The organism is Streptomyces chartreusis, assembly GCF_008704715.1.
In the GTDB taxonomy this organism is placed as follows: Bacteria; Actinomycetota; Actinomycetes; order Streptomycetales; family Streptomycetaceae; genus Streptomyces; species Streptomyces chartreusis.
The window spans coordinates 1,187,230-1,207,909 of the sequence record NZ_CP023689.1; the positions used below are offsets into that span (position 1 = coordinate 1,187,230).

The 20,680-nt window shown below is 72.1% G+C and carries 21 protein-coding genes and 1 pseudogene; 11 read left to right on the plus strand and 11 right to left on the minus strand.

Going from position 1 to position 20,680, the window contains the following annotated elements; translation table 11 throughout:
* Window positions 1–64: 64 nt before the first annotated feature.
* Complete coding sequence (locus CP983_RS04525; protein WP_150498609.1) at window positions 65–898, minus strand: oxidoreductase; 834 nt, start codon at window positions 896–898, stop codon at window positions 65–67.
* A gap of 218 nt (window positions 899–1,116) precedes the next feature.
* On the opposite strand from CP983_RS04525, the gene CP983_RS04530 reads away from it, so the two are divergent.
* A complete protein-coding gene (locus tag CP983_RS04530; RefSeq protein WP_208852829.1) occupies window positions 1,117–2,118 on the plus strand; it encodes an AraC family transcriptional regulator in 1,002 nt (333 codons plus the stop codon).
* Between the two features lie 32 nt (window positions 2,119–2,150).
* On the opposite strand, the gene CP983_RS04535 is transcribed toward CP983_RS04530, so the two are convergent.
* Entirely contained in the window at window positions 2,151–3,539 is a 1,389-nt protein-coding gene (locus CP983_RS04535; RefSeq protein WP_150498611.1) for a glycoside hydrolase family 43 protein, read from the minus strand.
* A gap of 258 nt (window positions 3,540–3,797) precedes the next feature.
* Here CP983_RS04535 and CP983_RS04540 point away from each other — a divergent pair, with 258 nt between their 5' ends.
* The 4 genes from CP983_RS04540 to CP983_RS04555 all read left to right on the plus strand — a co-directional run bounded on the left by CP983_RS04540 (window position 3,798) and on the right by CP983_RS04555 (window position 7,595).
* The gene (locus CP983_RS04540) at window positions 3,798–5,222 is read left to right on the plus strand and encodes an amidase (RefSeq protein WP_150498612.1); all 1,425 of its coding nucleotides are present in this window, start codon (window positions 3,798–3,800) and stop codon (window positions 5,220–5,222) included.
* Between the two features lie 40 nt (window positions 5,223–5,262).
* Entirely contained in the window at window positions 5,263–5,481 is a 219-nt protein-coding gene (locus tag CP983_RS04545; RefSeq protein ID WP_229914639.1) for a hypothetical protein, read from the plus strand.
* Between the two features lie 134 nt (window positions 5,482–5,615).
* A complete protein-coding gene (locus tag CP983_RS04550; RefSeq protein ID WP_150498613.1) occupies window positions 5,616–7,085 on the plus strand; it encodes an SPFH domain-containing protein in 1,470 nt (489 codons plus the stop codon).
* 63 nt (window positions 7,086–7,148) lie between these two features.
* Window positions 7,149–7,595 carry a type II toxin-antitoxin system PemK/MazF family toxin gene (locus CP983_RS04555; RefSeq protein WP_125524275.1) on the plus strand — a complete coding sequence of 149 codons (447 nt, stop codon included), beginning with the start codon at window positions 7,149–7,151 and terminating at the stop codon, window positions 7,593–7,595.
* 73 nt (window positions 7,596–7,668) lie between these two features.
* Here CP983_RS04555 and CP983_RS04560 read toward each other — a convergent pair whose 3' ends face one another.
* Together CP983_RS04560 and CP983_RS44935 are read right to left on the minus strand one after the other, a co-directional pair.
* Window positions 7,669–8,481 (minus strand): TIGR02452 family protein, encoded by an 813-nt coding sequence (locus CP983_RS04560; protein WP_167537643.1) that lies wholly within the window; start codon window positions 8,479–8,481, stop codon window positions 7,669–7,671.
* Window positions 8,478–8,609, minus strand: coding sequence for a hypothetical protein (locus tag CP983_RS44935; RefSeq protein WP_268256180.1), 132 nt, complete (start codon window positions 8,607–8,609; stop codon window positions 8,478–8,480). The genes CP983_RS04560 and CP983_RS44935 overlap by 4 nt, the downstream gene beginning before the upstream one ends.
* A gap of 213 nt (window positions 8,610–8,822) precedes the next feature.
* Between CP983_RS44935 and egtA the strand changes: the two genes are divergently transcribed.
* The 5 genes from egtA (at window position 8,823) to CP983_RS04585 (ending at window position 13,475) form a co-directional block, all read left to right on the plus strand.
* Entirely contained in the window at window positions 8,823–10,127 is a 1,305-nt protein-coding gene (egtA, locus tag CP983_RS04565; protein WP_125524273.1) for an ergothioneine biosynthesis glutamate--cysteine ligase EgtA, read from the plus strand.
* Window positions 10,124–11,443, plus strand: a complete 1,320-nt coding sequence (egtB, locus tag CP983_RS04570; RefSeq protein WP_150498615.1) for an ergothioneine biosynthesis protein EgtB — start codon at window positions 10,124–10,126, stop codon at window positions 11,441–11,443. The genes egtA and egtB overlap by 4 nt, the downstream gene beginning before the upstream one ends.
* Complete coding sequence (gene egtC / locus CP983_RS04575; protein WP_150498616.1) at window positions 11,443–12,234, plus strand: ergothioneine biosynthesis protein EgtC; 792 nt, start codon at window positions 11,443–11,445, stop codon at window positions 12,232–12,234. The genes egtB and egtC overlap by 1 nt, the downstream gene beginning before the upstream one ends.
* Window positions 12,231–13,193 carry an L-histidine N(alpha)-methyltransferase gene (egtD, locus tag CP983_RS04580; protein WP_150498617.1) on the plus strand — a complete coding sequence of 321 codons (963 nt, stop codon included), beginning with the start codon at window positions 12,231–12,233 and terminating at the stop codon, window positions 13,191–13,193. The genes egtC and egtD overlap by 4 nt, the downstream gene beginning before the upstream one ends.
* A 66-nt stretch (window positions 13,194–13,259) precedes the next feature.
* On the plus strand, window positions 13,260–13,475 hold the full coding sequence (locus CP983_RS04585; RefSeq protein WP_030950329.1) for a dodecin: 216 nt from the start codon (window positions 13,260–13,262) through the stop codon (window positions 13,473–13,475).
* Between the two features lie 30 nt (window positions 13,476–13,505).
* On the opposite strand, the gene CP983_RS04590 is transcribed toward CP983_RS04585, so the two are convergent.
* Window positions 13,506–13,997 carry a phosphatase domain-containing protein gene (locus CP983_RS04590; protein WP_150498618.1) on the minus strand — a complete coding sequence of 164 codons (492 nt, stop codon included), beginning with the start codon at window positions 13,995–13,997 and terminating at the stop codon, window positions 13,506–13,508.
* Between the two features lie 33 nt (window positions 13,998–14,030).
* Complete coding sequence (locus CP983_RS04595; RefSeq protein ID WP_107908811.1) at window positions 14,031–14,414, minus strand: hypothetical protein; 384 nt, start codon at window positions 14,412–14,414, stop codon at window positions 14,031–14,033.
* A gap of 176 nt (window positions 14,415–14,590) precedes the next feature.
* Here CP983_RS04595 and CP983_RS04600 point away from each other — a divergent pair, with 176 nt between their 5' ends.
* Window positions 14,591–14,974, plus strand: coding sequence for a hypothetical protein (locus CP983_RS04600; RefSeq protein WP_125524268.1), 384 nt, complete (start codon window positions 14,591–14,593; stop codon window positions 14,972–14,974).
* A 99-nt stretch (window positions 14,975–15,073) separates the two neighbouring features.
* On the opposite strand, the gene CP983_RS04605 is transcribed toward CP983_RS04600, so the two are convergent.
* From CP983_RS04605 to pgm, 5 genes and pseudogenes are all read right to left on the minus strand, one after another.
* Window positions 15,074–17,557, minus strand: a complete 2,484-nt coding sequence (locus tag CP983_RS04605) for a tetratricopeptide repeat protein (RefSeq protein WP_150498619.1) — start codon at window positions 17,555–17,557, stop codon at window positions 15,074–15,076.
* The gene (locus CP983_RS44640; RefSeq protein WP_229914710.1) at window positions 17,550–17,924 is read right to left on the minus strand and encodes an STAS domain-containing protein; all 375 of its coding nucleotides are present in this window, start codon (window positions 17,922–17,924) and stop codon (window positions 17,550–17,552) included. The genes CP983_RS04605 and CP983_RS44640 overlap by 8 nt, the downstream gene beginning before the upstream one ends.
* Before the next feature lie 90 nt (window positions 17,925–18,014).
* Window positions 18,015–18,344: pseudogene (locus CP983_RS44645) on the minus strand (STAS domain-containing protein); the annotation flags it as partial.
* Window positions 18,345–18,403: 59 nt separating this feature from the next.
* Window positions 18,404–18,967 carry a hypothetical protein gene (locus CP983_RS04615; RefSeq protein ID WP_150498621.1) on the minus strand — a complete coding sequence of 188 codons (564 nt, stop codon included), beginning with the start codon at window positions 18,965–18,967 and terminating at the stop codon, window positions 18,404–18,406.
* Window position 18,968: 1 nt separating this feature from the next.
* A complete protein-coding gene (pgm, locus tag CP983_RS04620; RefSeq protein WP_150498622.1) occupies window positions 18,969–20,609 on the minus strand; it encodes a phosphoglucomutase (alpha-D-glucose-1,6-bisphosphate-dependent) in 1,641 nt (546 codons plus the stop codon).
* Window positions 20,610–20,680: the final 71 nt, after the last annotated feature.

A 20,680-nucleotide genomic window follows, 5' to 3' on the forward strand; every position in this document is an offset into this window, starting at 1 on the left:
CACCACAGCCCGACATCTGCGTGTGGTAGAGGCTCTGACTCCACTTGTGCAGGCCCCGAAGGGGTCAGCGGGGAAGGCCCATGGACCGGGAGATCAGGGTGTCGAAGGCCCGGTCGGGCAGGAAGCGCCGGAGGCCGATGAGAGGACGTGCGCTGAAGCCGGTGGCGTAGCGGGTCCTGGGCCGGCGCGCCGTGACGGCCTTGCCGATGGCGTCGGCGATGACGGTGGGCGGGGACATGCGCCTGGCCATCGTCTCGGAACGCAGCGAGGCGGCGACGGCCTTGGCCTGGCCGGTGTAGGCACCCGCGGCGGAGGACTTCTCCAGGTTGTCGGCGGCGATGCCGCTCCACTCGGTGCGGATGCCGCCGGGTTCGATGACGACGACGTCGATGCCGAACGGCTTGACCTCCATGCGCAGGCAGTCGCTGAGGGCTTCGAGGGCGAACTTGGTGCCGTGGTACCACCCGCCCAGCGGGGTGTAGATCTTCCCGCCCATCGAGGTGATGTTGACGACCGTCCCGCTGCGTCGGGCCCGCATGTGGGGCAGGACGATCTGGGTCAGGCGGACGGCGCCGAAGACGTTGACGTCGAACTGGCGGCGGGCCTCTTCCTGCGAGACGTCCTCCAGAGCGCCGTACGAGCCGTATCCGGCGTTGTTGACCAGGACGTCGATGCGTCCGGTCTCGGAGACGATGCGGTCGACGCCGTTGCGCATCGAGTCGTCGTCGGTGACGTCCATCGCCAGCGGGCGCAGGCCGCGTTCGGCGAGCTGCTGCAGCCGGTCGGTGCGGCGGGCCGCTCCGTAGACGGTGTAGCCGAGGCTGATCAGCTTGAGGGCGGTCGCCTCGCCGATGCCGGAGGAGGCTCCGGTCACGAGGGCGGTCTTGGTGGTGGTCATGGGATTCCTCATCGTCGGACGGGGTGGGGCCTCGTCGGTACCGTGTCCACCGCGGCGGTGGTCCGTGGCTTCCACGCTAGGTGGAGAATCACGACAGGGAACTAGCGAAAGACGCCCGCCTTCTTGCCGTTCACGCCATCGGAGGAGTGGCGTCTTCTGCGTGCCGAATGGCGCACACGGCATCCCCGTGGCCGCATGCGGGGCACTAGTCTGAAGTGATGGCGTCAAAGGAGTTCACCCTCGACCCGGGGGCCCGTGCGCTCCTGCACGACCTCGGCATCTCCGTCGCTCGCGTGCTGCGGCGGGCGCAGCTGCCGGCCGGGCTCTTCGCCCATGGCGCGGTCACGATGACGACCGAGGAGTACTACCGGTTCTGGGAGGCGCTGGACGCCGAGGCCGCGGATCCCGACCTGGCGGTGCGGATCGGGCGGGCCCTGTCCGTCGAGGTGTTCAACCCGCCGATCTTCGCGGCGCTGTGCAGCGCGAATCTGCGTACCGCGGCCGGCCGCATCGCCGCGTTCAAGCCGCTCATCGGCCCGGTGAACCTAGACATCACGGACGACCCTGCCGGGCTGACGATCGCAATCCACTGGCCCGAGGGCCCGACGCCACCACCGCTGCTGGTCACCACCGAACTCGCGTTCTGGGCGGCACTGGCACGCATCGGCACACGGCGCGAGGTGCACCCGACCCGCGTCACCATGCGCCGGGTTCCGCAGCCCGCACCCGAGGCTGCCTCCTACTTCGGCACACGGATCCGCGAGGGCGGGATGGACGCCCTCACCTTTTCCGCCGAGGACGCCTCACTGCCGTTCCTCACCGAGGACGAGTCCATGTGGAACTTCTTCGCACCGGAACTGCGCCGCCGCCTGTCCGAACTCGAAGCGTCGGCCACCACGGCCGACCGGGTGCGTGCCGCGCTCCACGAGCGGCTGCCCGCCGGCGAGAGCTCGATCAACGCCATCGCCGGCCAGCTCATGCTCAGCCCCCGCACGCTCCAGCGGCAGCTCCAGGCAGAGGACACCAACTACCAGGCAGTCCTCAGCGACACCAGGGAGAAGCTCGCCCGTCGCTACCTCGCGGACCGGTCCCTGCCCACCTCACAGGTCGCCTATCTCCTCGCCTACGACGACACCAACTCCTTCTACCGGGCGTTCCGCCGCTGGACCGGACTCACCCCCGAAGCCGCACGCAACGGGGGCCATCCCACTCCTGCGTGACCGGAACACCGACGCTCCCGGTTCGGCGCGGGTCACGCCCAGGAGGTCACCGGCACGAACGAACTGTCCTGCCGGAACAGATCCGTGCCGTCCGTCCGGTCCACCCGTAGCTGGTAGTTGTAGTGCCGCAGGTAGTGGCCGGGGTAGTTGTACGACTCCCAGCGGATCGAGCCGGTCGCGGTTCCCGTGCGCGCGATGAACGTGGCGTCCTTGGCGAACGTCGACGTGCCGGCGTCGGTGTCGAAGCGGGCGCGGAAGTCGTAGTGACGCAGGTACTTCCCGGACGAGTCGCGGAAGGAGTAGCCGTTCGCGTCGGCGAGGCCGGCCACGACGGTGAAGGTCGACCCCTGCTTCTCGGCTGTGGTGCTGGAGCCGCTGACCACAGGGAGGTTGAGCAGGGAGGACTGGGTCTGCCAGTAGCGGGTGGTGTAGTTGCCGGACTGGAAGGAGCGGGTGACGTTCTTCGCCAGGGCCGGGCCGCCGGAGACGGTCTCCTTGACGACCGTGAAGTGCCGGGCCGTTCCGGAGACCGCGGGCAGGGCGGCCGGGGCGGACCACGTGGCGAAGGTGTCGTGGCTGTCGCTGTAGTAGTAGGTGCCGTCGCCGTAGCCGTCGAAGAAGATCCGCCAGCCGCCGTTGTCGAGCTGGACGAGGGCGGGGCCCTCGCGATAGCTGCCCCAGCCCGCCCAGTCGCCGGTCCTGGAGATCGTGTAGGGGCCGGTCGGGGAAGTGGCCGTCGCGTACTCGATGTACTTCGTCGTCTCGTTCTTGGTGAACGCGTGGTAGGTGGAGCCGGTCTTCACGAGGAACGTGTCGATGTGGTTCTTCCCGATACCGGACAGCGCGACCGGTGAACTCCACGCAGACAGCGCGGAGTTGGTGGCCCGCAGCAGGTACGGCGTGAAGATCCACTCGTCGTCGGTGGTGGAGCAGGACACGATGACGTTCACGCTGCCGTCGCTGTCGACGAACCACTCCGGCGCCCAGGCCCGGGAGAGGGCGGCGATCGGGACCGTGTAGTCGTACAGGAACGTCCAGTTGACCCGGTCGGCGCTGCGCGCGAAGCCGATGGTGGTGCTGGTGTCCTGCCAGGTGTGGGTCGTGTAGGTGATGTAGTAGTAGCCGTTGGTGTGCTTGAACAGGCTCGCGTCGCGGATGCGGTTGCTCGGCGGTGTGTAGGCGGAGGCGCGGGCAAGGCGGAAGTCGGTCGCGTCGTCCGACTGGTAGACGTTCACGGTCCCGTCGTTGCTGTTCAGGAACGGCACGATGGTGTACCGGGTCGCCGAGCCGCTCGGCGGCGCGGCCGCGAGTGCCGTGCCGAGCAGGCCGGGGGCCTCGCCCAGGACCAGCGCCGAGGCGGGCAGGGCGGTCATCGCGCGGAGCAGGGTGCGGCGGGACGGGGTGTGGGGGCGTCTGGTCACGTACGGCTCTCCCTACGGCTCAAGGGACGACTCCGAATCCACGAACACTCACCATGGCGTTCGCTATTTCGAACGCGGTTCGTAAATTCGATCAGAAGGTAGGGGTGAGGTCCTGACGCGTCAATGGTTTGCGCACGCCGGGGCGGGGCCTGGGAGAAACCTGTGGTGAACCTCGGAGCCGCACCGGGCGAAAACGTTCCGCCGTCCGCCCACCGGAGGTTACCGTTCGGTAGACAACGTCGTCCCGGAGGTGCCCGAATGACGCCCGACCGTGCCGCAGGCCTCGCCGAGTCCGCCCGTGCGCTGGCCGACGGGGAGGTGACGTCGAGGGCCCTGGTCGAGGAGGCGCTCGCGCGGATCGAGGCGACGCAGGGATCCCTCAACGCCTTCCGGGTGGTGCGGGGCGAGGCCGCACTCGCCGAGGCCGAGGCCGCCGACCGGGAACTGGCCACCGGAGCGCGCCTGCCGCTCCTCGGCGTGCCGATCGCCGTGAAGGACGACACGGATGTCGCGGGCGAGCCCACCGCGTTCGGCTGTTCGGGCCAGTTCCCGCCCGCCGCGAAGGACGCCGAGGCGGTACGGCGGCTGCGCGCGGCCGGTGCCGTGATCGTCGGCAAGACCAACACCTGCGAGCTGGGGCAGTGGCCGTTCACCGAGGGGCCCGCCTTCGGCGCGACCCGCAACCCCTGGCACCGGGACCACACGCCGGGCGGCTCGTCCGGCGGTTCGGCCGCCGCCGTCGCCGCCGGGCTCGTCCCCGCGGCCCTCGGCTCGGACGGCGCCGGCTCGGTGCGGATCCCGGCGTCGTGGACCAACCTCATCGGCATCAAGCCGCAGCGCGGCCGGGTCTCCACCTGGCCGCGCGGCGAGTCCTTCAAGGGCATCACCGTCAACGGCACCCTCGCCCGCACGGTCGCCGACGCCGCCCTGCTGCTGGACGCCGCCGCCGGCAACCACGAACTCGACCCGCACCGGCCGCCGTCCATCGACGCCACCCAGGCCGTCGGCCGGGACCCTGGCCGGCTGCGCATCGCGCTCGCCCTCAAGCCGCCGTTCACCGCCCTGCCCGCCCGCCTCGACCCCCGGGTGCGGGCCAGGATCGTCGAACTCGGCGAGAAACTCAGCGCGTTGGGACACCACGTCGAGGAGGCCGACCCGCCCTACGGCCAGATCGGGCTGACGTTCATCCCGCGCGCCACGGCCGGAATCGCCGAGTGGGCCGACGAGGTGCCCTCCCCCGCGCTGCTCGACCCGCGCACCAGGAGCGCCGCCCGCCTCGGCCGGCTCCTCGGCGGGGCCCCGCTGCGGGCGGCCCGGCGCGCGGAGGCGGTCCTGCACCGCCGTATCGGCCGGTTCTACGAGTCGTACGACGTCGTCCTCGCGCCCACGACGGCCGCTCCCCCGCCCCGGATCGGCGCGATGCTCGGCCTCGGCGGCTTCGCCACCGACCGGGCGATGATCGCCGCCTGCCCGTACGCCTGGCCGTGGAACGTGCTGGGCTGGCCAGGCGTCAACGTCCCCGCGGGATTCGCGGACGGGCTGCCGGTGGGCGGCCAGCTGCTCGGGCCCGCGAACAGCGAGCCGCTGCTGATCTCGCTGGCCGCGCAGCTGGAGACGGAGCTGCGGTGGCACGAGCTGTGGCCGCCGCAACAGGACGAGACGGCGCCCAGCGCGGTCGCTTGAGGCCGGACAGGTCCCGGCCCTCAGGCCCTACTCTGTGACCATGGACGACGCGTCGATGGTCGGGCTCATGGGGCGGGTCACGGGGACGGTCGGGCCGGGACTCGTCGGCGAGGTGATCGTGCGCGTGCGCGGTGGCGCCGAGCACTTCCTCGCCTATCCGGCCACCGGCACCGGGCGGATCGAGCGCGGCACGGTGGTGATGGTGGTGGAGTACCAGCCGCCGCGCACGGTCTACGTCCAGGCGGCATACGACAGTTGAGCTCACTCCTTCGCAGGTGAGAGACCTGTGTGTCAAGGTTGCGACAAGGATCCGTCAACGTCTGTACCTCCGCTCGGCACAGGCGCACACTCCCATTCGTTCGGTGCCGAAAGGGCACCATGCAAAGGGGGCGTATGCCGATGGTTGTCGGCGTCGTGGCGGGGGTGGCGGTTGCCGCCGTTCTCGTTCTGATCGGTCTGTTCAAGATGATGTGGCGGGTCGCCGAACCCAACGAGGCTCTGGTCATCTCCGGCTCCAAGCACCGCACGGAGGGCCTGGAGGAGGGGATGGGCTTCCGGATCGTCACCGGGCGCGGCACGCTCGTGCTGCCCGGGGTGCAGGCGGTGCGCAAGCTGTCGCTCGACCTGAACGAGACCGAACTGCACGTGGACTGCGTGACCCACCAGGGCATTCCGCTGAAGGTGCGGGGCGTGGTCATCTTCAAGGTCGGCGACGACTTCGTGTCGATCGCCAACGCGGCCCGTCGTTTCCTGGACCAGCAGAAGCTGATGTCGGAGCGGGTCCACAACGTCTTCGCCGGTCATCTGCGGTCCATCGTCGGCGGGTTGACGGTCGAGGACATGATCCGCGACCGGGACAAGCTCACCGGTCAGACCCGGGCGGCGTGCGGGACGGAGATGGAGAAGCTCGGGCTCATCGTCGACTCGCTCCAGATCCACGAGATCGAGGACCCGACCGGTTACATCCAGAACCTGGCCGCGCCGCACGCGGCGGCCGTGCAGCGGGACGCGCGGATCGCACAGGCCGAGGCGAACCGGCTGGCCACCGAGGCGGAGCAGCAGAGTTACGCGCGGATGGCGGAGGCGACCCGGGACAGCGAGATCCTCCAGGCCGGCTATCAGGCCGAGCGCGACAAGGCGGGCGCCAAGGCCCGGCAGGCGGGCCCGCTCGCCGACGCGGCCGCCCGGCAGGAGGTCGTCGTCCAGGAGACGCGGGTGGCGGAGCTGGAGGCGCACCGGCGCGAGCAGCAGCTCCAGGCCGATGTCCGCAAGCCCGCCGACGCACAGGCCTACGAGAAGCGGACGCTGGCCGAGGCCGAGCGTGACGCGCGTATCTCGGCCGCCGAGGCCAGGGCGAAGGAGACGGAACTGGCGGCCGCCGCCGAGGCCACCCGGGTCAAGGCGGCCGCGGGTGCCGAGGCGGAGGCGACCAAGACGCGCGGCGCGGCCACGGCGTCCGCGACCCGTGCCACCGGTGAGGCCGATGCCGCCGCGGCCCAGGCCAGGGGCCTCGCGGAGGCCGAGGCGGCCAAGGCCAAGGGGCTCGCGGAGGCGGAGGCCATCAAGGCCCGTGCCGCCGCTCTCGCCGAGAACCAGGAGGCCGTCGTCGCCCAGCAACTCGCCGAGAACTGGCCGGAGATCGTCCATGCGGGCGCGTCCGCGTTCGGCAACGTCGACAACATGGTGGTGCTCAACGGCGCCGACGGCATGGCCGACATGTTCGCCAAGGCGCTCACCATGGGCGGCACCGGGCTGGGTCTGGCCCGCCGGCTGCTCGCGTCGATGAACCAGGACGGGCAGGCACCGGAGGGCAACTCGCCGCTCAACGGGCTCGTCCAGAAGGTACCGATGGACGAGAAGTGAAGCTTCGCACGTAACAGCGACCCTTCACGCCCGGCTCACGGGGGCAGCCCCTAAGGTGCCCCCGTGAGCACGTACACCGACGAGAACGTCCCGGGCCGCAGCGGCCCCACCGCCACGACCGAGGCCGACCCGCGCGCGGTCGGCAAGGTGCGCACGGAGTACTCCCCCGCGCACGACGGCGACCCCGACCCCGGGGAGATCGTCTGGACCTGGGTCCCCTATGAGGAGAACGACGGCCGGGGCAAGGACCGCCCGGTCCTCGTCGTCGCGCGGGAGCCCGGCGGGACCTTCCTCGCCGTGCAGCTCTCCAGCAAGCGGCACGACGGGGATCGTGAGTGGGTGGCGATCGGCAGCGGTCCGTGGGACCGGACGGGCCGCGACTCCTGGGTGGACGTGGACCGCATCCTGCGGCTGCACGAGCGGGGCATGCGCCGCGAGGCGTGCGCCCTGGACCGGGGGCGCTTCAACCTGGTCCGGAAGCGGCTGCACGAACGCTACGGCTGGACCTGAGCGCCGAAGCACGGTTCACACGTCGGGGGAGTCCCTCGCGAATACCGCCCGCTGTCCTGCGTACGGCCGCGGTTCACGCCTCGGGGAAGGCCCTCGCGAAAGCCGCCCGCACCGGGCTGTCCGGCGTGCGGTCGAGGATCCCGAACACCACGTGCTCGAAGGCCCCGGCGAACCGCCCGCCGGGCCCGAGCAGCGCACGGAACGCGCCCGCCACCTGCGCCGGGTCGTTCTGGAACACCCCGCAGCCCCAGGCGCCGAGCACCAGTCGCCGGTACCGGTGCGCGGCCGTGGTCTCCAGCACGCGCTCGGCCCGTGTCGCCAGCGCCCGCGGCAGCTCGGCCGCGCGCCCGGGTTCCGTACGCCGCACGACGCCCGCGTTCGGCGCGGCGGCCGTGAGGAAGCCCGCTGTGTACGGCTCGTCCAGCAGGCCGCCGCGGTCGTCGCGGAAGACGGGCACGCCGGGTGAGTGGATGACACGGTCCGTGTAGAACGGGTCGCGGTGGGCGCGGTGGTGGTCGTAGAACTCCCGGACCCCGAGCAGGCAGGCGTACAGCGCCGATCCGCGGCACAGGGCTTCCTCCTGGGCCTGGGCGCCGTTCAGATAGCCGCCGCCGGGATTGCGGGCCGACGCGAAGTTCAGTACGGCCGTGTCGCCGCCGAGCCGGCGGGCCGCCTCCAGGCTGCTCTCCCCCGTGACCTCGAAGAACGTCTCCCCAGCGGAAATCCGGGGCACCTCCACCGGCTCCGGCCCGTACATCCGGGTGCCCGAGCGGGCCGCCTCGATCTCCGCCGCGACGGACACCTCTCGGCCGTCCGGCGCGCGGTAGATGCCCGCCGCCACGATCTCTTCCGTCTGCTGCGCGATGCCGCGCAGGCGCGCGCTCACGGCGCCACCGCCGGCCGGCTCCGGACGCCGAGCGTCACCGCCGTGCGCCGCACTGTCATACGGCCGCTGCGGCCGCCCTCGATCTCCCCCGTCGTGCCCACCCCCGCATCCTGAGCGATGCTGGTCATGCGGTGCAACAGAATTCCCGGGCCCCACATCCGACCGGAAGAACGACCGGGAAAGCCCCTGCTAACACCCGGAGAGCGGAAATTACCGCCCCGGAACGTGCCGGTACGCACCCTTGTGCGAATCGACGCGAGGGTCTTGGGTGGGTCGAGTGTGCCGACCCGGCCCACAAGATCCGGGCCGGTGGCACTCTGGACTATCAGGAGGATCCCGACATGTCCGATTCGGTAAGTGACTGTACGGAGCGGCCCCGCACCGCAGTCACCGAAGCCGAGGTGGAGGCCCTGGTCCAGGGCATCTGCTTCAAGACCGGCCCGCCCCGCACCCTCGGGGTCGAAGTGGAATGGCTCGTCCACGAGCTGCGCAGCCCGCAGCTCCCCGTAACACCCGAACGACTGGAAGCGGCCTACGCCGCACTGCGGACCGTGCCCCTGAGGTCGGCGCTCACCGTCGAGCCCGGCGGCCAGCTGGAACTGAGCTCGCCGCCCGCCACCTCTCTGATGGAGTGCATCGGTACCGTCTCCGCCGACCTCGACACCGCCCGCGCCGTACTGCGCGAGCACGATCTGGATCTGGTCGGCATCGGCAACGACCCCTGGCACTCGCCGCGGCGCTTCCTGCGCCAGCCGCGCTACGACGCCATGGAGACCTGCCTCGACCGCGCCGGCCCGGCCGGCCGGGCCATGATGTGCACCTCCGCCTCGGTACAGGTGTGTCTGGACGCCGGCTACGAGGAACCCGGCCCGCTCGGGCACGGCCGGCGCTGGTGGCTTGCGCACCAGCTCGGCGCGGTCCTGGTCGCGGCCTTCGCGAACTCGCCGCTGGCCGGGCGCGAACCCACCGGCTGGCTCTCCACCCGCCAGCTGCTGTGGATGGAGATAGGCCCGGACCGCGCGGGCGCTCCCCCGCTGAACGGCGATCCACGGGCCGCCTGGGCCCGGCACGTCGTGGACGCGCCGGTGATGTGCGTACGGCAGGACGGCGGCGCGTGGGACGTCCCCGAGGGCCTGTCGTTCAGGGAGTGGACCAGATCGGGGGCGCCCAGGCCGCCGACGCAGGAGGATCTGGACTACCACCTCACCACGCTGTTCCCGCCGGTGAGACCGCGCGGCCATCTGGAGCTGCGCATGATCGACGCGCAGCCCGGCGAGGACGGCTGGATCGTGCCGCTCGCCGTGACGACCGCGCTCTTCGACGACCCGGAGGCCGCCGAGACCGCCTACCGGGCCGTGAAGCCACTGGCCGAGCGCGCCCTGTCGCAGCCGGCGCCGCACAATCCGCTGTGGCTCGACGCGGCCCGCTCGGGCCTCGCCGATCCCGAGCTGCGGGAGGTGGCGGACGTCTGTTTCGCGGCGGCACTGGAGGCCCTGCCCCGGCTGGGCGCCACGACCGCCGTCACGGACGCGGTGGCGGCGTACCGGGACCGCTATGTCGCGCGGGGCCGCTGCCCCGCCGACGACCTGCTGGACGAGCTCTACGGCACGGACCGCACTCTGCATGGGAAGGACATCCGCACATGACCGACCCCGCTTTCGACGCCGACACTCTCCGCGAGCGGGCGCTGACCACCCTGACCACCGCCCGTGCCCGCACGACCCTGCTCACCTCCTGCGTGGAGGAGCCCGACCTCACCGCGCAGCACTCGCCGCTGATGTCGCCGCTGGTGTGGGACCTCGCCCACATCGGCAACCAGGAGGAGATGTGGCTCCTGCGGGCGGTCGGAGGGCGGGAGGCGATGCGGCCCGAGATCGACGGCCTCTACGACGCCTTCGAGCACCCCCGCGCCGAACGCCCCTCGCTGCCGCTGCTGCCGCCCGCCGAGGCCCGGCACTACGCCTCCGAGGTGCGCGGCCGGGTGCTGGACATCCTGGAGAGCACCGCGTTCCACGGGACGCGGCTCACCGAGGCGGGCTTCGCCTTCGGGATGATCGCGCAGCACGAGCAGCAGCACGACGAGACGATGCTGATCACGCATCAGCTCCGCAAGGGCCCGCAGGCCCTGACCGCCCCGGACCCGGACCCGGTGCCCCTGTTCACGGGGCCGTCCGAAGTCCTGGTCCCCGGCGGCCCGTTCATCATGGGCACGTCGACCGAGCCATGGGCGCTGGACAACGAACGCCCGGCGCACCGGCGGGAGGTGCCGGCGTTCTACATGGACACCACGCCGGTGACGAACGCCGCGTTCCAGGCGTTCATCGCGGACGGCGGCTACGACACCGAACGCTGGTGGACGCCGGAGGGCTGGGCGCACATCCGGCAGCACTCGATCCACGCCCCGCTCTACTGGCACCGGGACGGCAAGCAGTGGCTGCGGCGCCGCTTCGGCGTCACCGAGGTCGTCCCGCCCGACGAGCCCGTACTGCACGTGTGCTGGTACGAGGCCGACGCCTACGCCCGCTGGGCCGGGCGCCGGCTGCCCACCGAGGCCGAGTGGGAGAAGGCGGCCCGGCACGACCCGGCCGGCAACCGCTCGACGCGCTACCCGTGGGGCGACGCCGACCCGGCGCCGGAGCACGCCAACCTCGGCCAGCGCCATCTGCGGCCCGCACCCGCCGGGAGCTACCCGGAGGGCGAATCCCCGCTCGGCATACGTCAGTTGATAGGTGACGTGTGGGAGTGGACGGCGAGCGACTTCCTGCCGTACCCGGGTTTCCAGGCGTTCCCGTACAAGGAGTACTCGGAGGTGTTCTTCGGGCCCGAGCACAAGGTGCTGCGCGGCGGCGCGTTCGCGGTGGACCCGGTCGCCTGCCGGGGCACCTTCCGCAACTGGGACTACCCGATCCGGCGCCAGATCTTCTCCGGATTCCGTACGGCCCGCTCCGCCGGGGACGCCTGATGTGCCGTCATCTCGCGTACCTCGGCCCCGAGGAGCCGCTCGGCCGGCTCCTCGTGGAGCCGCCGCACAGCCTGTACCGCCAGTCGTGGGCACCGCGGCGACAGCGGTACGGGACGGTCAACGCCGATGGTTTCGGGGTCGGTTGGTACGCCGACGGGGATCCGGCGCCGGCCCGCTACCGCCGGGCAGGGCCCATCTGGGCGGACCTGTCCTTCGCCGATCTCGCCCGGGTCGTGCGCAGCGGCGCGCTGCTCGCCGCCGTACGGGACGCGACGGTGGCGGGAGCCGACGGGGAGGCCGCGGCGGCGCCGTTCGCCGCGGGCCCCTGGCTGTTCAGCCACAACGGCGCGGTGAAGGGCTGGCCGGGCTCGATGGCCCCGCTCGTACCCGGCGTGCCGCCCGTGGAACTGCTGTCGATGGAGGCCCGCAACGACTCCGCGTTCGTGTGGGCGCTGATCCTCGCACGGCTGCGCGGCGGCGACGAGGCGGGGCAGGCGCTGGCCGACACGGTCGTGGAGGTCGCCGAGGCGGCCCCCGGCTCCCGGCTCAACCTGCTGCTCACCGACGGCGAGAGCATCGCCGCGACCGCCTGGGGCGACACGCTCTGGTATCTGACCCGGCCCGGCGGCGGCACCGTCGTGGCCTCCGAGCCGTACGACGACGATCCGCACTGGCGGGAGGTCCCCGACCGCACCCTGCTCGCGGCGAGCCGCACCGACGTACTGCTCACCCCGCTCAAGGACCCCAGCGACACCCTGGTACCCGCACCACCGAAGGAGCCCCGCACGTGAGTCCGTTCCTTCTCACCCGCAACCTGCCCGAGGACGCCACCGACGCCGCACTGCGCGCCGACGTCCTCAAGGGCCTGACCGGCACACCGAAGACGCTGCCGCCGAAGTGGTTCTACGACGCTCAGGGCAGCGAACTCTTCGAGAAGATCACCGAGTTGCCCGAGTACTACCCCACGCGAGCCGAACGCGAGATCCTCGTCGACCGGGCCGGCGAGATCGCCGCGGCCACCGGCGCCCGCACCCTGGTCGAACTGGGCTCCGGCTCGTCCGAGAAGACGCGGTTCCTCCTCGAGGCGCTCACCGGGCTGCACACCTACGTTCCCGTCGACGTCAGCGAGAGCGCGCTCACCCAGGCGGGGCAGGCCCTGGTCGAGGAGCGGCCGGGGCTGGACGTCCATGCCCTGATCGCCGACTTCACCGGCGGAATGGCCCTGCCGGACACGCCGGGGCCGCGGCTGGTGGCGTTCCTCGGCGGCACGATCGGCAATCTGCTGCCGGCCGAGCGCGCCGGGTTCCTCGCCTCCGTCCGCGCCCTGCTCTCCCCCGGTGACGCGCTGCTGCTCGGCACGGACCTGGTCAAGGACGAGCAGGTACTCGTCGAGGCGTACGACGACGCCGCCGGTGTGACGGCCGCGTTCAACAAGAACGTCCTGACCGTGATCGACCGCGAGTTGGGCGCCGACTTCGACCCGGGTGCCTTCGAGCACGTCGCGGTCTGGGACCGGGACAACGAGTGGATCGAGATGCGGCTGCGCTCCCGTACGGCGCAGACCGTGAAGGTGCCCGCGCTGGACCTCGCCGTGCACTTCGCCGCCGGTGAGGAGATGCGCACCGAGGTGTCGGCGAAGTTCCGCAGGGACGGTGTCCGCGCGGAACTGTCGGCGGCCGGACTGGAGCTGGCGCACTGGTGGACGGACGGTCAGGGCAGGTTCGCCCTGTCACTGAGCGTGGCGCGGTGACGGACGGCTCGCGCGTTGCCCCTCCTTGGGGCACCGTGGAGTGACGCGTGTGAGAGGAGCACCCACATGTCGAACCACACCTACCGGGTCACCGATATCGTCGGCACCTCGCCCGAGGGCGTGGACCAGGCCATCCGCAACGGTATCGACCGCGCCTCGCAGACCCTGCGCAACCTGGACTGGTTCGAGGTGACCGAGGTGCGCGGCCAGCTCGAAGAGGGGCAGATCGCGCACTGGCAGGTGACCATGAAGGTCGGCTTCCGCCTGGACGAAGCCGGGTAGCACGCCGGGTACGCCCCCGGTCCCGGGTCCTCAGGTCCGCCCCTCCCGCTCCTGCGCCGACTCCAGCGCCGCGGAAGGGGCGGTCCAACGCGCCCGTACGACGGTGAAGCCGGCCCGTTCGGCGTCCTCGCACACGAGCTCGTCGTCGTCCACCAGCACCCGGATCTCACGGGTGCGGGCGAGACGGTTCAGGATCTCCAGCTTGGTGCGCCGGGCGGGCCTGCGGTCGTCGTTGCGCCGCATGTACACCCGCCCTTCCGGCAGCCCGTGCGCCGCGAGCCAGTCGAGCGTGTCGCGCCGGCAGCGCTCGGGGCGCCCGGTCAGGTAGACGACCTCGCACTCCTCACCGCTGGCCCGCGCCATGGCGACCCCTTCCTCGATGGGCGGGTCCTGCGGGGCGGCCGCGAAGAACGCGTCCCAGTCACGGGGCCTGCGCTCCAGGAAGCGCTGCCGGTGCGCCGTGTCGGCGAGCGTGTTGTCGAGGTCGAACACGGCGAGCGGGGGCTTGTTGCTGTCGGTCACACCGCTCACCCTAAGAGATCGCCGCGCCAGGCATCAGATCGCGCAGCCGTTCGAGCCGGGTACGCCGTCGATCCAGTTGCTGCTGTTCTCGATGTAGTAGCTGGACATGATCCCGTACTTGTCCCAGCCGCGCGGCGAGACCATCACCCAGTACGGGTTGCCGCCGACCGACTGGCCCGGGATCTGGCAGTAGACGAACACCTCGTCCCAGGAGTTGATCTGGCCGACGATCGAGGGGCAGTTCGCGGTGCTCGGCGAGGTGGCGCAGTTGCCCTCGGTCATGTCGCGGATGTTGACCCCGTCCGCCCACACGCCGTACCAGCCACGGCCGTGGCCCGCGGCCGAGGCGCTCTGGGAGGTGGTGAACACGAGGGCGAGTGCCCCGGCAGCGGCGAGTGCCGCAGTCCACTTGCGCATGAGGTCCCCTTCGACGGCGTGGCGGATCGGCTCGCGGGAGTTCCCGCGGTCGTCGCCCCGCACATTAGGCAGGCCGGAGCGGCCCCGGTCCCTGACATCTGTCAGGGACCGGGGCCTCGTACGAGCCGCGATGCTTGGCCACTCACCAGCCACCAGTGACTGAGACGGAGGAAACCTTGAAGGCACGGTTTCGCAAGAGGGCCGGCATGGGCGCGGCGGCACTTCTGATGACGGTGGGCACGGCGGTGGCCTCGGCACCCCCGGCGTCGGCCGACGTGTCGGACTGCCCCAGGGAGTACGTCTGCGTGTGGGACAACGACGTGGCGTGGGGCCAGCCGAGGTGGAAGTCGACGGGGAACCTGTACAACCTGTACTCCGAGCACGGCATGGTCATCGTCAACAACGGCGTGCACTTCCCGGGCGCCGACCACATCCGGTTCAACGTCACCTCCGGCGGCCAGAACCTCCAGGGCTGCCTGCACTACCCGAACGACCCCAACCGCGACTCCTTCATCGGCGCGGTCACCCTGAACAGCGCGGTGTGGGGCCCCGAGTGCTGAGCTGATCGCGGCGCGGCCGGGGGACGGGGGACTGAGCGGCGTTCACAGCTTCGGCGTACGCCGCTCAGGGCCGTACTCGACCGACCGGGCCGGCCGCTCTCAGCCCTCCGCCGGCAGTCCGGTCGTACGCAGTCGCGCCACCGTCCGCGCCGAGACCGCGCGGGGCGTCTGGGCCGCCAGCACCGACAGCAGCCCTTCCCAGGCGTCGGGGAGACCCGCGTCCACGGCCGACCTGTACGCGGCGCGGGCCTCGGCCGACCGACCCTGTTCCTGGTACAGGGCGCCGAGTGCGGCGTACGCCTCCGTGTCGTCGGCCTCGCAGCCGCGGACGTAGGCGCGTTCAGCGGCCTGGGTGTCGCCCAGTTGTTCCCGCACGCGGCCCAGCGCCGTCCAGGCGTCGGAGGCACCGAGGCCCGCGGCCCGCAGGACCGCGCGCCGGGATCCCTCCCGGTCCCCTGCGCGTTCACGCATCCGGGCAAGTGCGGACCAGGCATCGGTCGCACCGCGCTCGGCCGCCAGGTCGGCGGCCTGCTCCGCGCCGCTCGTGTCCCCGGCGTTCTCCCGGGCCCGGGCCAGCATGATCCAGGCGTCCAGGTCTCCCGCGCGTGCCGCCTCCGCGGCGGCGTGGGCGGCGCCGACGTCGTCCCCGATCTCCTCGCGTGCTTCGGCCAGCGCGGTCCATGCTTCCGGGTCACCCGTGCGAGCCGCCTGGGTGGCGGCGTCCTCGGCGGCCGCCCCGTCGCCGTCCGACTCGGCGAGCAGCGCCAGTTCGCGCCAGGCGGCGCCCACGCCCAGGGCCGCCGCCTCACGATGGGCCGCGGCGGCACCCGACCGGTCGCCGGCCGTTTCACGCAGCCGGGCCAGGATGGACCAGCCCTCCGGGTGCCCGGCGTCCGCGCCGCTCGTGGCCGCATCCCGGGCTGACGCGCGGTCACCCAGGGCCCAGTACAGACGTACCAGTGCCGCCCAGGCCGAGCCGACCTCGGTGCCGGCCGCCCGGGTGGCATGCATGACGGCCGAGTCGAGGTCACCGGCGCGTTCGGCGACCTGCGCGAGCCCCATGTGCCCCCAGCCGTCGCCGGCGTTCGCCGCCCGCTCGAACGCCTCGGTCGCCGGGCCGCCTCGGGCCGCCCGCATCCGGCCGAGCGTCCGCCAGGCCAGCGGTTCGCCGGCCGCGGCCGCCCGGGCCGCGACAGCGTCCGCCGCTGCCGGGTCCCCCTCCGCCTCACGGATGCGGGCCATGGCCGCCCAGGCCCACGCGTCGCCCGACTCCGCCGCGCGCCGGTACGCGTCGTAGGTACCCGGCCCGTCGCCCTCGGCTTCCCTCGACACGGCGAGCGCCGCCCAGGCGACGGGATCCGACGCGGCCGTCTCCTCCGCGGCGGCCCGTCCGTCGGTGGTCTCCCGCAGCACGGCCAGCGCCGCCCGGGCCCGCACGTGGCCCAGCACGATCGCCCGCTCGTACAAAGGCGCGGCGCTTGCGTAACGACGCCGTTGTTCGGCGGACCGCGCGAGGGCGTGGACGTCGTCGGCGGTCCTCGCCCAGCGTGCCCCCGACCAGAACTCGGCGGGTGGTGCCCGGTGGGCACGGACCCTGCGGATGTGCTGTTCGAGGTAGTCGTCGGGGCGATAGCTGTCGGGTTCGCCGACCCCCGGCTCGTACCGCTCCGCGATGAGCGGCGGCGGGCCGCCCTCCGTGGCCGTCAGCGCGCCGATCGCGTCCGGGAACCACTCCTTGCCCGCGGTCGCACGCGCGGTGGAGTCCATGAATCCGGCCGCCGCGTCCCTCAGCAGGCGCGCGGGCACCGCGCTCGCGTGACCGAGCCTGCGTGCCTCCGCGGCCGCCGTCAGCACGGCGTGCTCGGTCGCGGTGAACCACTGGTCCGGGCCCATCTCCCAACGCCGCACCAACTCCGGCCCCGCGGTCAGGTGTTGCAGCACCCGCTGCCCGGATCCGGCGGCCCGTACGGCGGCGGCGATACGCGGGTCACGTACGGCGGCCGAATCGACGGCCGCGGCATCACCGGACAGCGTGTCGGGCACCGTGATCATCCCGTGGGGCCCGGTGAGCAGGGCGAGGGTGTGCGGCGCGCTCTCCAGACCGTTCTGGCGTGCCGTCAGACGCCGCATGTGCTCCGGCCACATCGTGCCCACCACCGCGAGCGGCGCCACCCGGTCCAGCAGCCGCCCCAGCGCCCGGGCGGCCCTCTCACCGGCGACACCGTCCAGATAGCGCTGCGTCTCGTTGAGCCACAGCACGGTCCGCGGGTCGATGCCGTCGCCCTCGATCCACTCCACCAGTTCCTCCGCATCGGCGGGGAACAGTACGGGCCAGTCGGGCAGCACCGCGGCCACCGCTTCGTACAGCGCCCGCGTCTTCCCGCTCGCGGAACGCCCCACCAGCAGCACCAGCGCCGCCTGATTGGTCTCCGCGGCACGGGCCAACCGCCGGCGCAGGGTGGCATCGTGCGGGCGGGCGAGGTACTCCGTCAGCGGCAGATCCATGGCCCCGTCCGGACCCGGGGCCGGGTGGACACCCAGGCGAACGGGATCCCACTCGGCGGCGGCCTTCGCGTCAGCCATGGACGCCGGACGCCTCTCGGCCGAGGAACTCGACGGCGGGGTCGGCTGTGTCGAAGATGGGAAACACTTTGGTCAGTCCGGTGATCCGGAAGACTTTCGCAATCCTCTCCTGCGGTACGACCAGCGCCATGCCGCCGTCGTAGGCGCGGACTCGCTTCAAACCCCCTACCACCACACCGAACCCCGTGGAGTCGAGATAGTCGACAGCCGTCATGTCTAGGACCAGGAATACCCGCCCGTGGTTGACCAACTGGACCAGCAATTCGCGCAAGTACGGCGCGGTGTAGACGTCCAACTCTCCCACGACCGTCACCACGGTGACATGGTCGGAGACATGTTCGTACGAATGGCCCCCCGAGGGGACGATGTGGTTCGCCCGGTCCGCGAGGGCGGCGCGCCGCTGCTCAATGCTCGTCTCCGCGTAATCGGCGGCCATTTCAACGACCGCGTTCGCCGCCGTCTCGTAGAGGCCGAAGACCTGGTCCAGGCGTGTGGCGGCAAGAATCTCCCGCACCCGCTGATTCGTCCCGACCAGCGCGACCGTCCCGCCCTGGCGGCGAACCCGCTTCAGCCCGCCGACCAGCACACCGAGGCCCGCCCTGTCGACACTGACCACCGCACTCATGTCGACGACCAGAAGAAGCCGCCCGCGCCCGATCGTCTCCAGCAGCACGGATCGCAGCGCGGGAGCGGAGGCGGCGTCAAGTGCGCATCCCTCGCCTTCGCCTTCGATCCGCACGACTGTGATGCCGTCCGGTCCGTCCTCGTACGACACCTTCAGGTGCACCTGGCCCCCGCTTCATGCCCACTGCTCGGGAATCACTGATCTTATCCGTCGGGCACGGCCTACGCAGGGGTGAGCGCCGCCCGGGCCGCAGCCAGGAATGCCTCCTGGGCGACGGCGTGCCCCGTCCCGGGAGCGTTGGCAGCCAGTGAGTCGCGCAGGATCTCCGCGGCCGCCGTCACGGGGTCGGGCCCTTCCAGTCGTACGACGTTCAGCGCCTCCCCGACCTCGGCCATAGCGGCGTCGTACTCCCGCCGCCGCTGCGCCTCGTCCGTCGTGCCGATCGCGTTCTGCCAGGCCGCCAAAGCCTGTTGGGCGCTGTCGGTGCGGCTCAGGTACGTGACGTACGCCGCCCGCCGCAGCTCCCGCTGGTTCGCGAGTGTCTGCTCGGTGAGGGTGCGGCGGGCTACGTCGAGTTGGGCCGTGGCCTGGAGTTGTCCGGCGTCCCAGGCGGCGGCTGCCTGTTGGCGGCCGGCCTCCCAGGCTGCCGCGGCCTGGCGTTCGCCCGCCGCCCAGGCGGCGTCGGCCTGGCGCTTGGCGGCGGCGAAGGTGAACACCCCGGTCAGCGCCCCGCCGCCGATCGCGGCACCGGCGGCGATCAGCGCCGTCAGCACGGCCTCGTCCACGTCAGGTGCCGAGTGCCGTCAGGACCACCGACCTGGCCTCCTCCTGGACCCGGGTGAGGTGGTCCGGGCCGAGGAAGGACTCCGCGTAGATCTTGTAGACGTCCTCGGTGCCCGAAGGGCGGGCCGCGAACCAGGCGTTGTCGGTGGCGACCTTGATGCCGCCGAGGGCGGCACCGTTGCCGGGGGCCTCGGTGAGGACCGTGGTGACCGGCTCGCCGGCGAGGGTGTCGGCGGTGACCTGACGCGGGGACAGCTTGGCGAGCAGGGCCTTCTCCTCGCGGGTGGCCGGGGCGTCGACGCGGGCGTAGGCGGGGGCGCCGAAGCGTTCGGTGAGCTGCGCGTAGTGCTGCGACGGGGTCCTGCCGGTGACCGCCGTGATCTCGGAGGCGAGCAGGGCCAGGGTGATGCCGTCCTTGTCGGTGGTCCACACCGACCCGTCGCGGCGCAGGAAGGACGCGCCGGCCGACTCCTCGCCGCCGAAGCCGAGGGTGCCGTCGGACAGGCCGTCCACGAACCACTTGAAGCCGACGGGGACTTCGACCAGTGGCCGGCCGACGTCCGCCGCGACCCGGTCGATCATGCTGGACGAGACCAGGGTCTTGCCGATGCCGGCGCCCGCGGGCCACTGCTCCCGGTGCGAGAAGAGGTACGAGATCGCCACGGCCAGGTAGTGGTTGGGGTTCATCAGCCCCGCGTCGGGGGTGACGATGCCGTGCCGGTCCGCGTCGGCGTCGTTGCCGGTGGCGATGTCGTACCGGTCGCGCTGTTCGATGAGCGAGGCCATGGCGTACGGCGAGGAGCAGTCCATGCGGATCTTGCCGTCCCAGTCCAGCGTCATGAAGCGCCAGGTGGGGTCGGTGAGCGGGTTCACGACGGTGAGGTCGAGCCCGTGCTGTTCGGCGATGCGGCCCCAGTACGCGACGGAGGCGCCGCCGAGCGGGTCGGCGCCGATCCGTACGCCCGCGGACCTGATCGCCTCCAGGTCCAGCACGTTCGGCAGGTCCGCCACGTACCGGCCGAGGAAGTCGTGGCGACCGGTGCCGGGGGCGGCCAGAGCGCGGTTGTAGGGGATGCGCCGTACGTCCTTCATGCCGCCGGTGATGATCTCGTTGGCGCGGTCCTGGATCCAGGAGGTCGCCTCGGAGCCGGCGGGGCCGCCGCTCGGCGGGTTGTACTTGAAGCCGCCGTCGGCGGGCGGGTTGTGCGAGGGGGTGACGACCACGCCGTCGGCGAGGCCGGAGGTGCGGCCGCGGTTGGCGGTGAGGATGGCGTGGGAGACCGCCGGGGTGGGCGTGTAGCCGTCGGCCTCGTCGATGAGGACGGTCACGTCGTTGGCGGCGAAGACCTCCAGGGCCGTGATCCGGGCCGGCTCGGACAGGGCGTGGGTGTCCGCGCCGAGGAAGAGGGGGCCGTCGGTGCCCTGGGCGGTGCGGTACTCGCAGATGGCCTGGCTGGTAGCGGCGATGTGGTCCTCGTTGAACGCCGTCGCGAGGGCCGATCCGCGGTGTCCCGAGGTGCCGAACGCCACTCGTTGCGCGGGTTCGGCCGGGTCGGGGTGCAGCGCGTAGTACGCCGTGACCAGGCGGGCCACATCGATGAGGTCCTCGGGCCCGGCGACCTGCCCCGCTCGCTCGTCCTGCATCTCCCGGCTCCTCCGCAAGGGTCGGTTGGGTACGGCCCTCATTCTCCCCTGCCGGGGCCGCGGGGACGCGC

Coding starts and splice junctions, on each gene's coding strand:
- CP983_RS04525 (WP_150498609.1), bottom strand. CDS start 898: ATGACCACCACCAAGACCGCCCTCGTGACCGGAGCCTCCTCCGGCATC.
- CP983_RS04530 (WP_208852829.1), top strand. CDS start 1,117: ATGGCGTCAAAGGAGTTCACCCTCGACCCGGGGGCCCGTGCGCTCCTG.
- CP983_RS04540 (WP_150498612.1), top strand. CDS start 3,798: ATGACGCCCGACCGTGCCGCAGGCCTCGCCGAGTCCGCCCGTGCGCTG.
- CP983_RS04545 (WP_229914639.1), top strand. CDS start 5,263: ATGGACGACGCGTCGATGGTCGGGCTCATGGGGCGGGTCACGGGGACG.
- CP983_RS04550 (WP_150498613.1), top strand. CDS start 5,616: ATGCCGATGGTTGTCGGCGTCGTGGCGGGGGTGGCGGTTGCCGCCGTT.
- CP983_RS44935 (WP_268256180.1), bottom strand. CDS start 8,609: ATGACCAGCATCGCTCAGGATGCGGGGGTGGGCACGACGGGGGAGATC.
- egtA (WP_125524273.1), top strand. CDS start 8,823: ATGTCCGATTCGGTAAGTGACTGTACGGAGCGGCCCCGCACCGCAGTC.
- egtB (WP_150498615.1), top strand. CDS start 10,124: ATGACCGACCCCGCTTTCGACGCCGACACTCTCCGCGAGCGGGCGCTG.
- egtC (WP_150498616.1), top strand. CDS start 11,443: ATGTGCCGTCATCTCGCGTACCTCGGCCCCGAGGAGCCGCTCGGCCGG.
- CP983_RS04585 (WP_030950329.1), top strand. CDS start 13,260: ATGTCGAACCACACCTACCGGGTCACCGATATCGTCGGCACCTCGCCC.
- CP983_RS04595 (WP_107908811.1), bottom strand. CDS start 14,414: ATGCGCAAGTGGACTGCGGCACTCGCCGCTGCCGGGGCACTCGCCCTC.
- CP983_RS04605 (WP_150498619.1), bottom strand. CDS start 17,557: ATGGCTGACGCGAAGGCCGCCGCCGAGTGGGATCCCGTTCGCCTGGGT.
- pgm (WP_150498622.1), bottom strand. CDS start 20,609: ATGCAGGACGAGCGAGCGGGGCAGGTCGCCGGGCCCGAGGACCTCATC.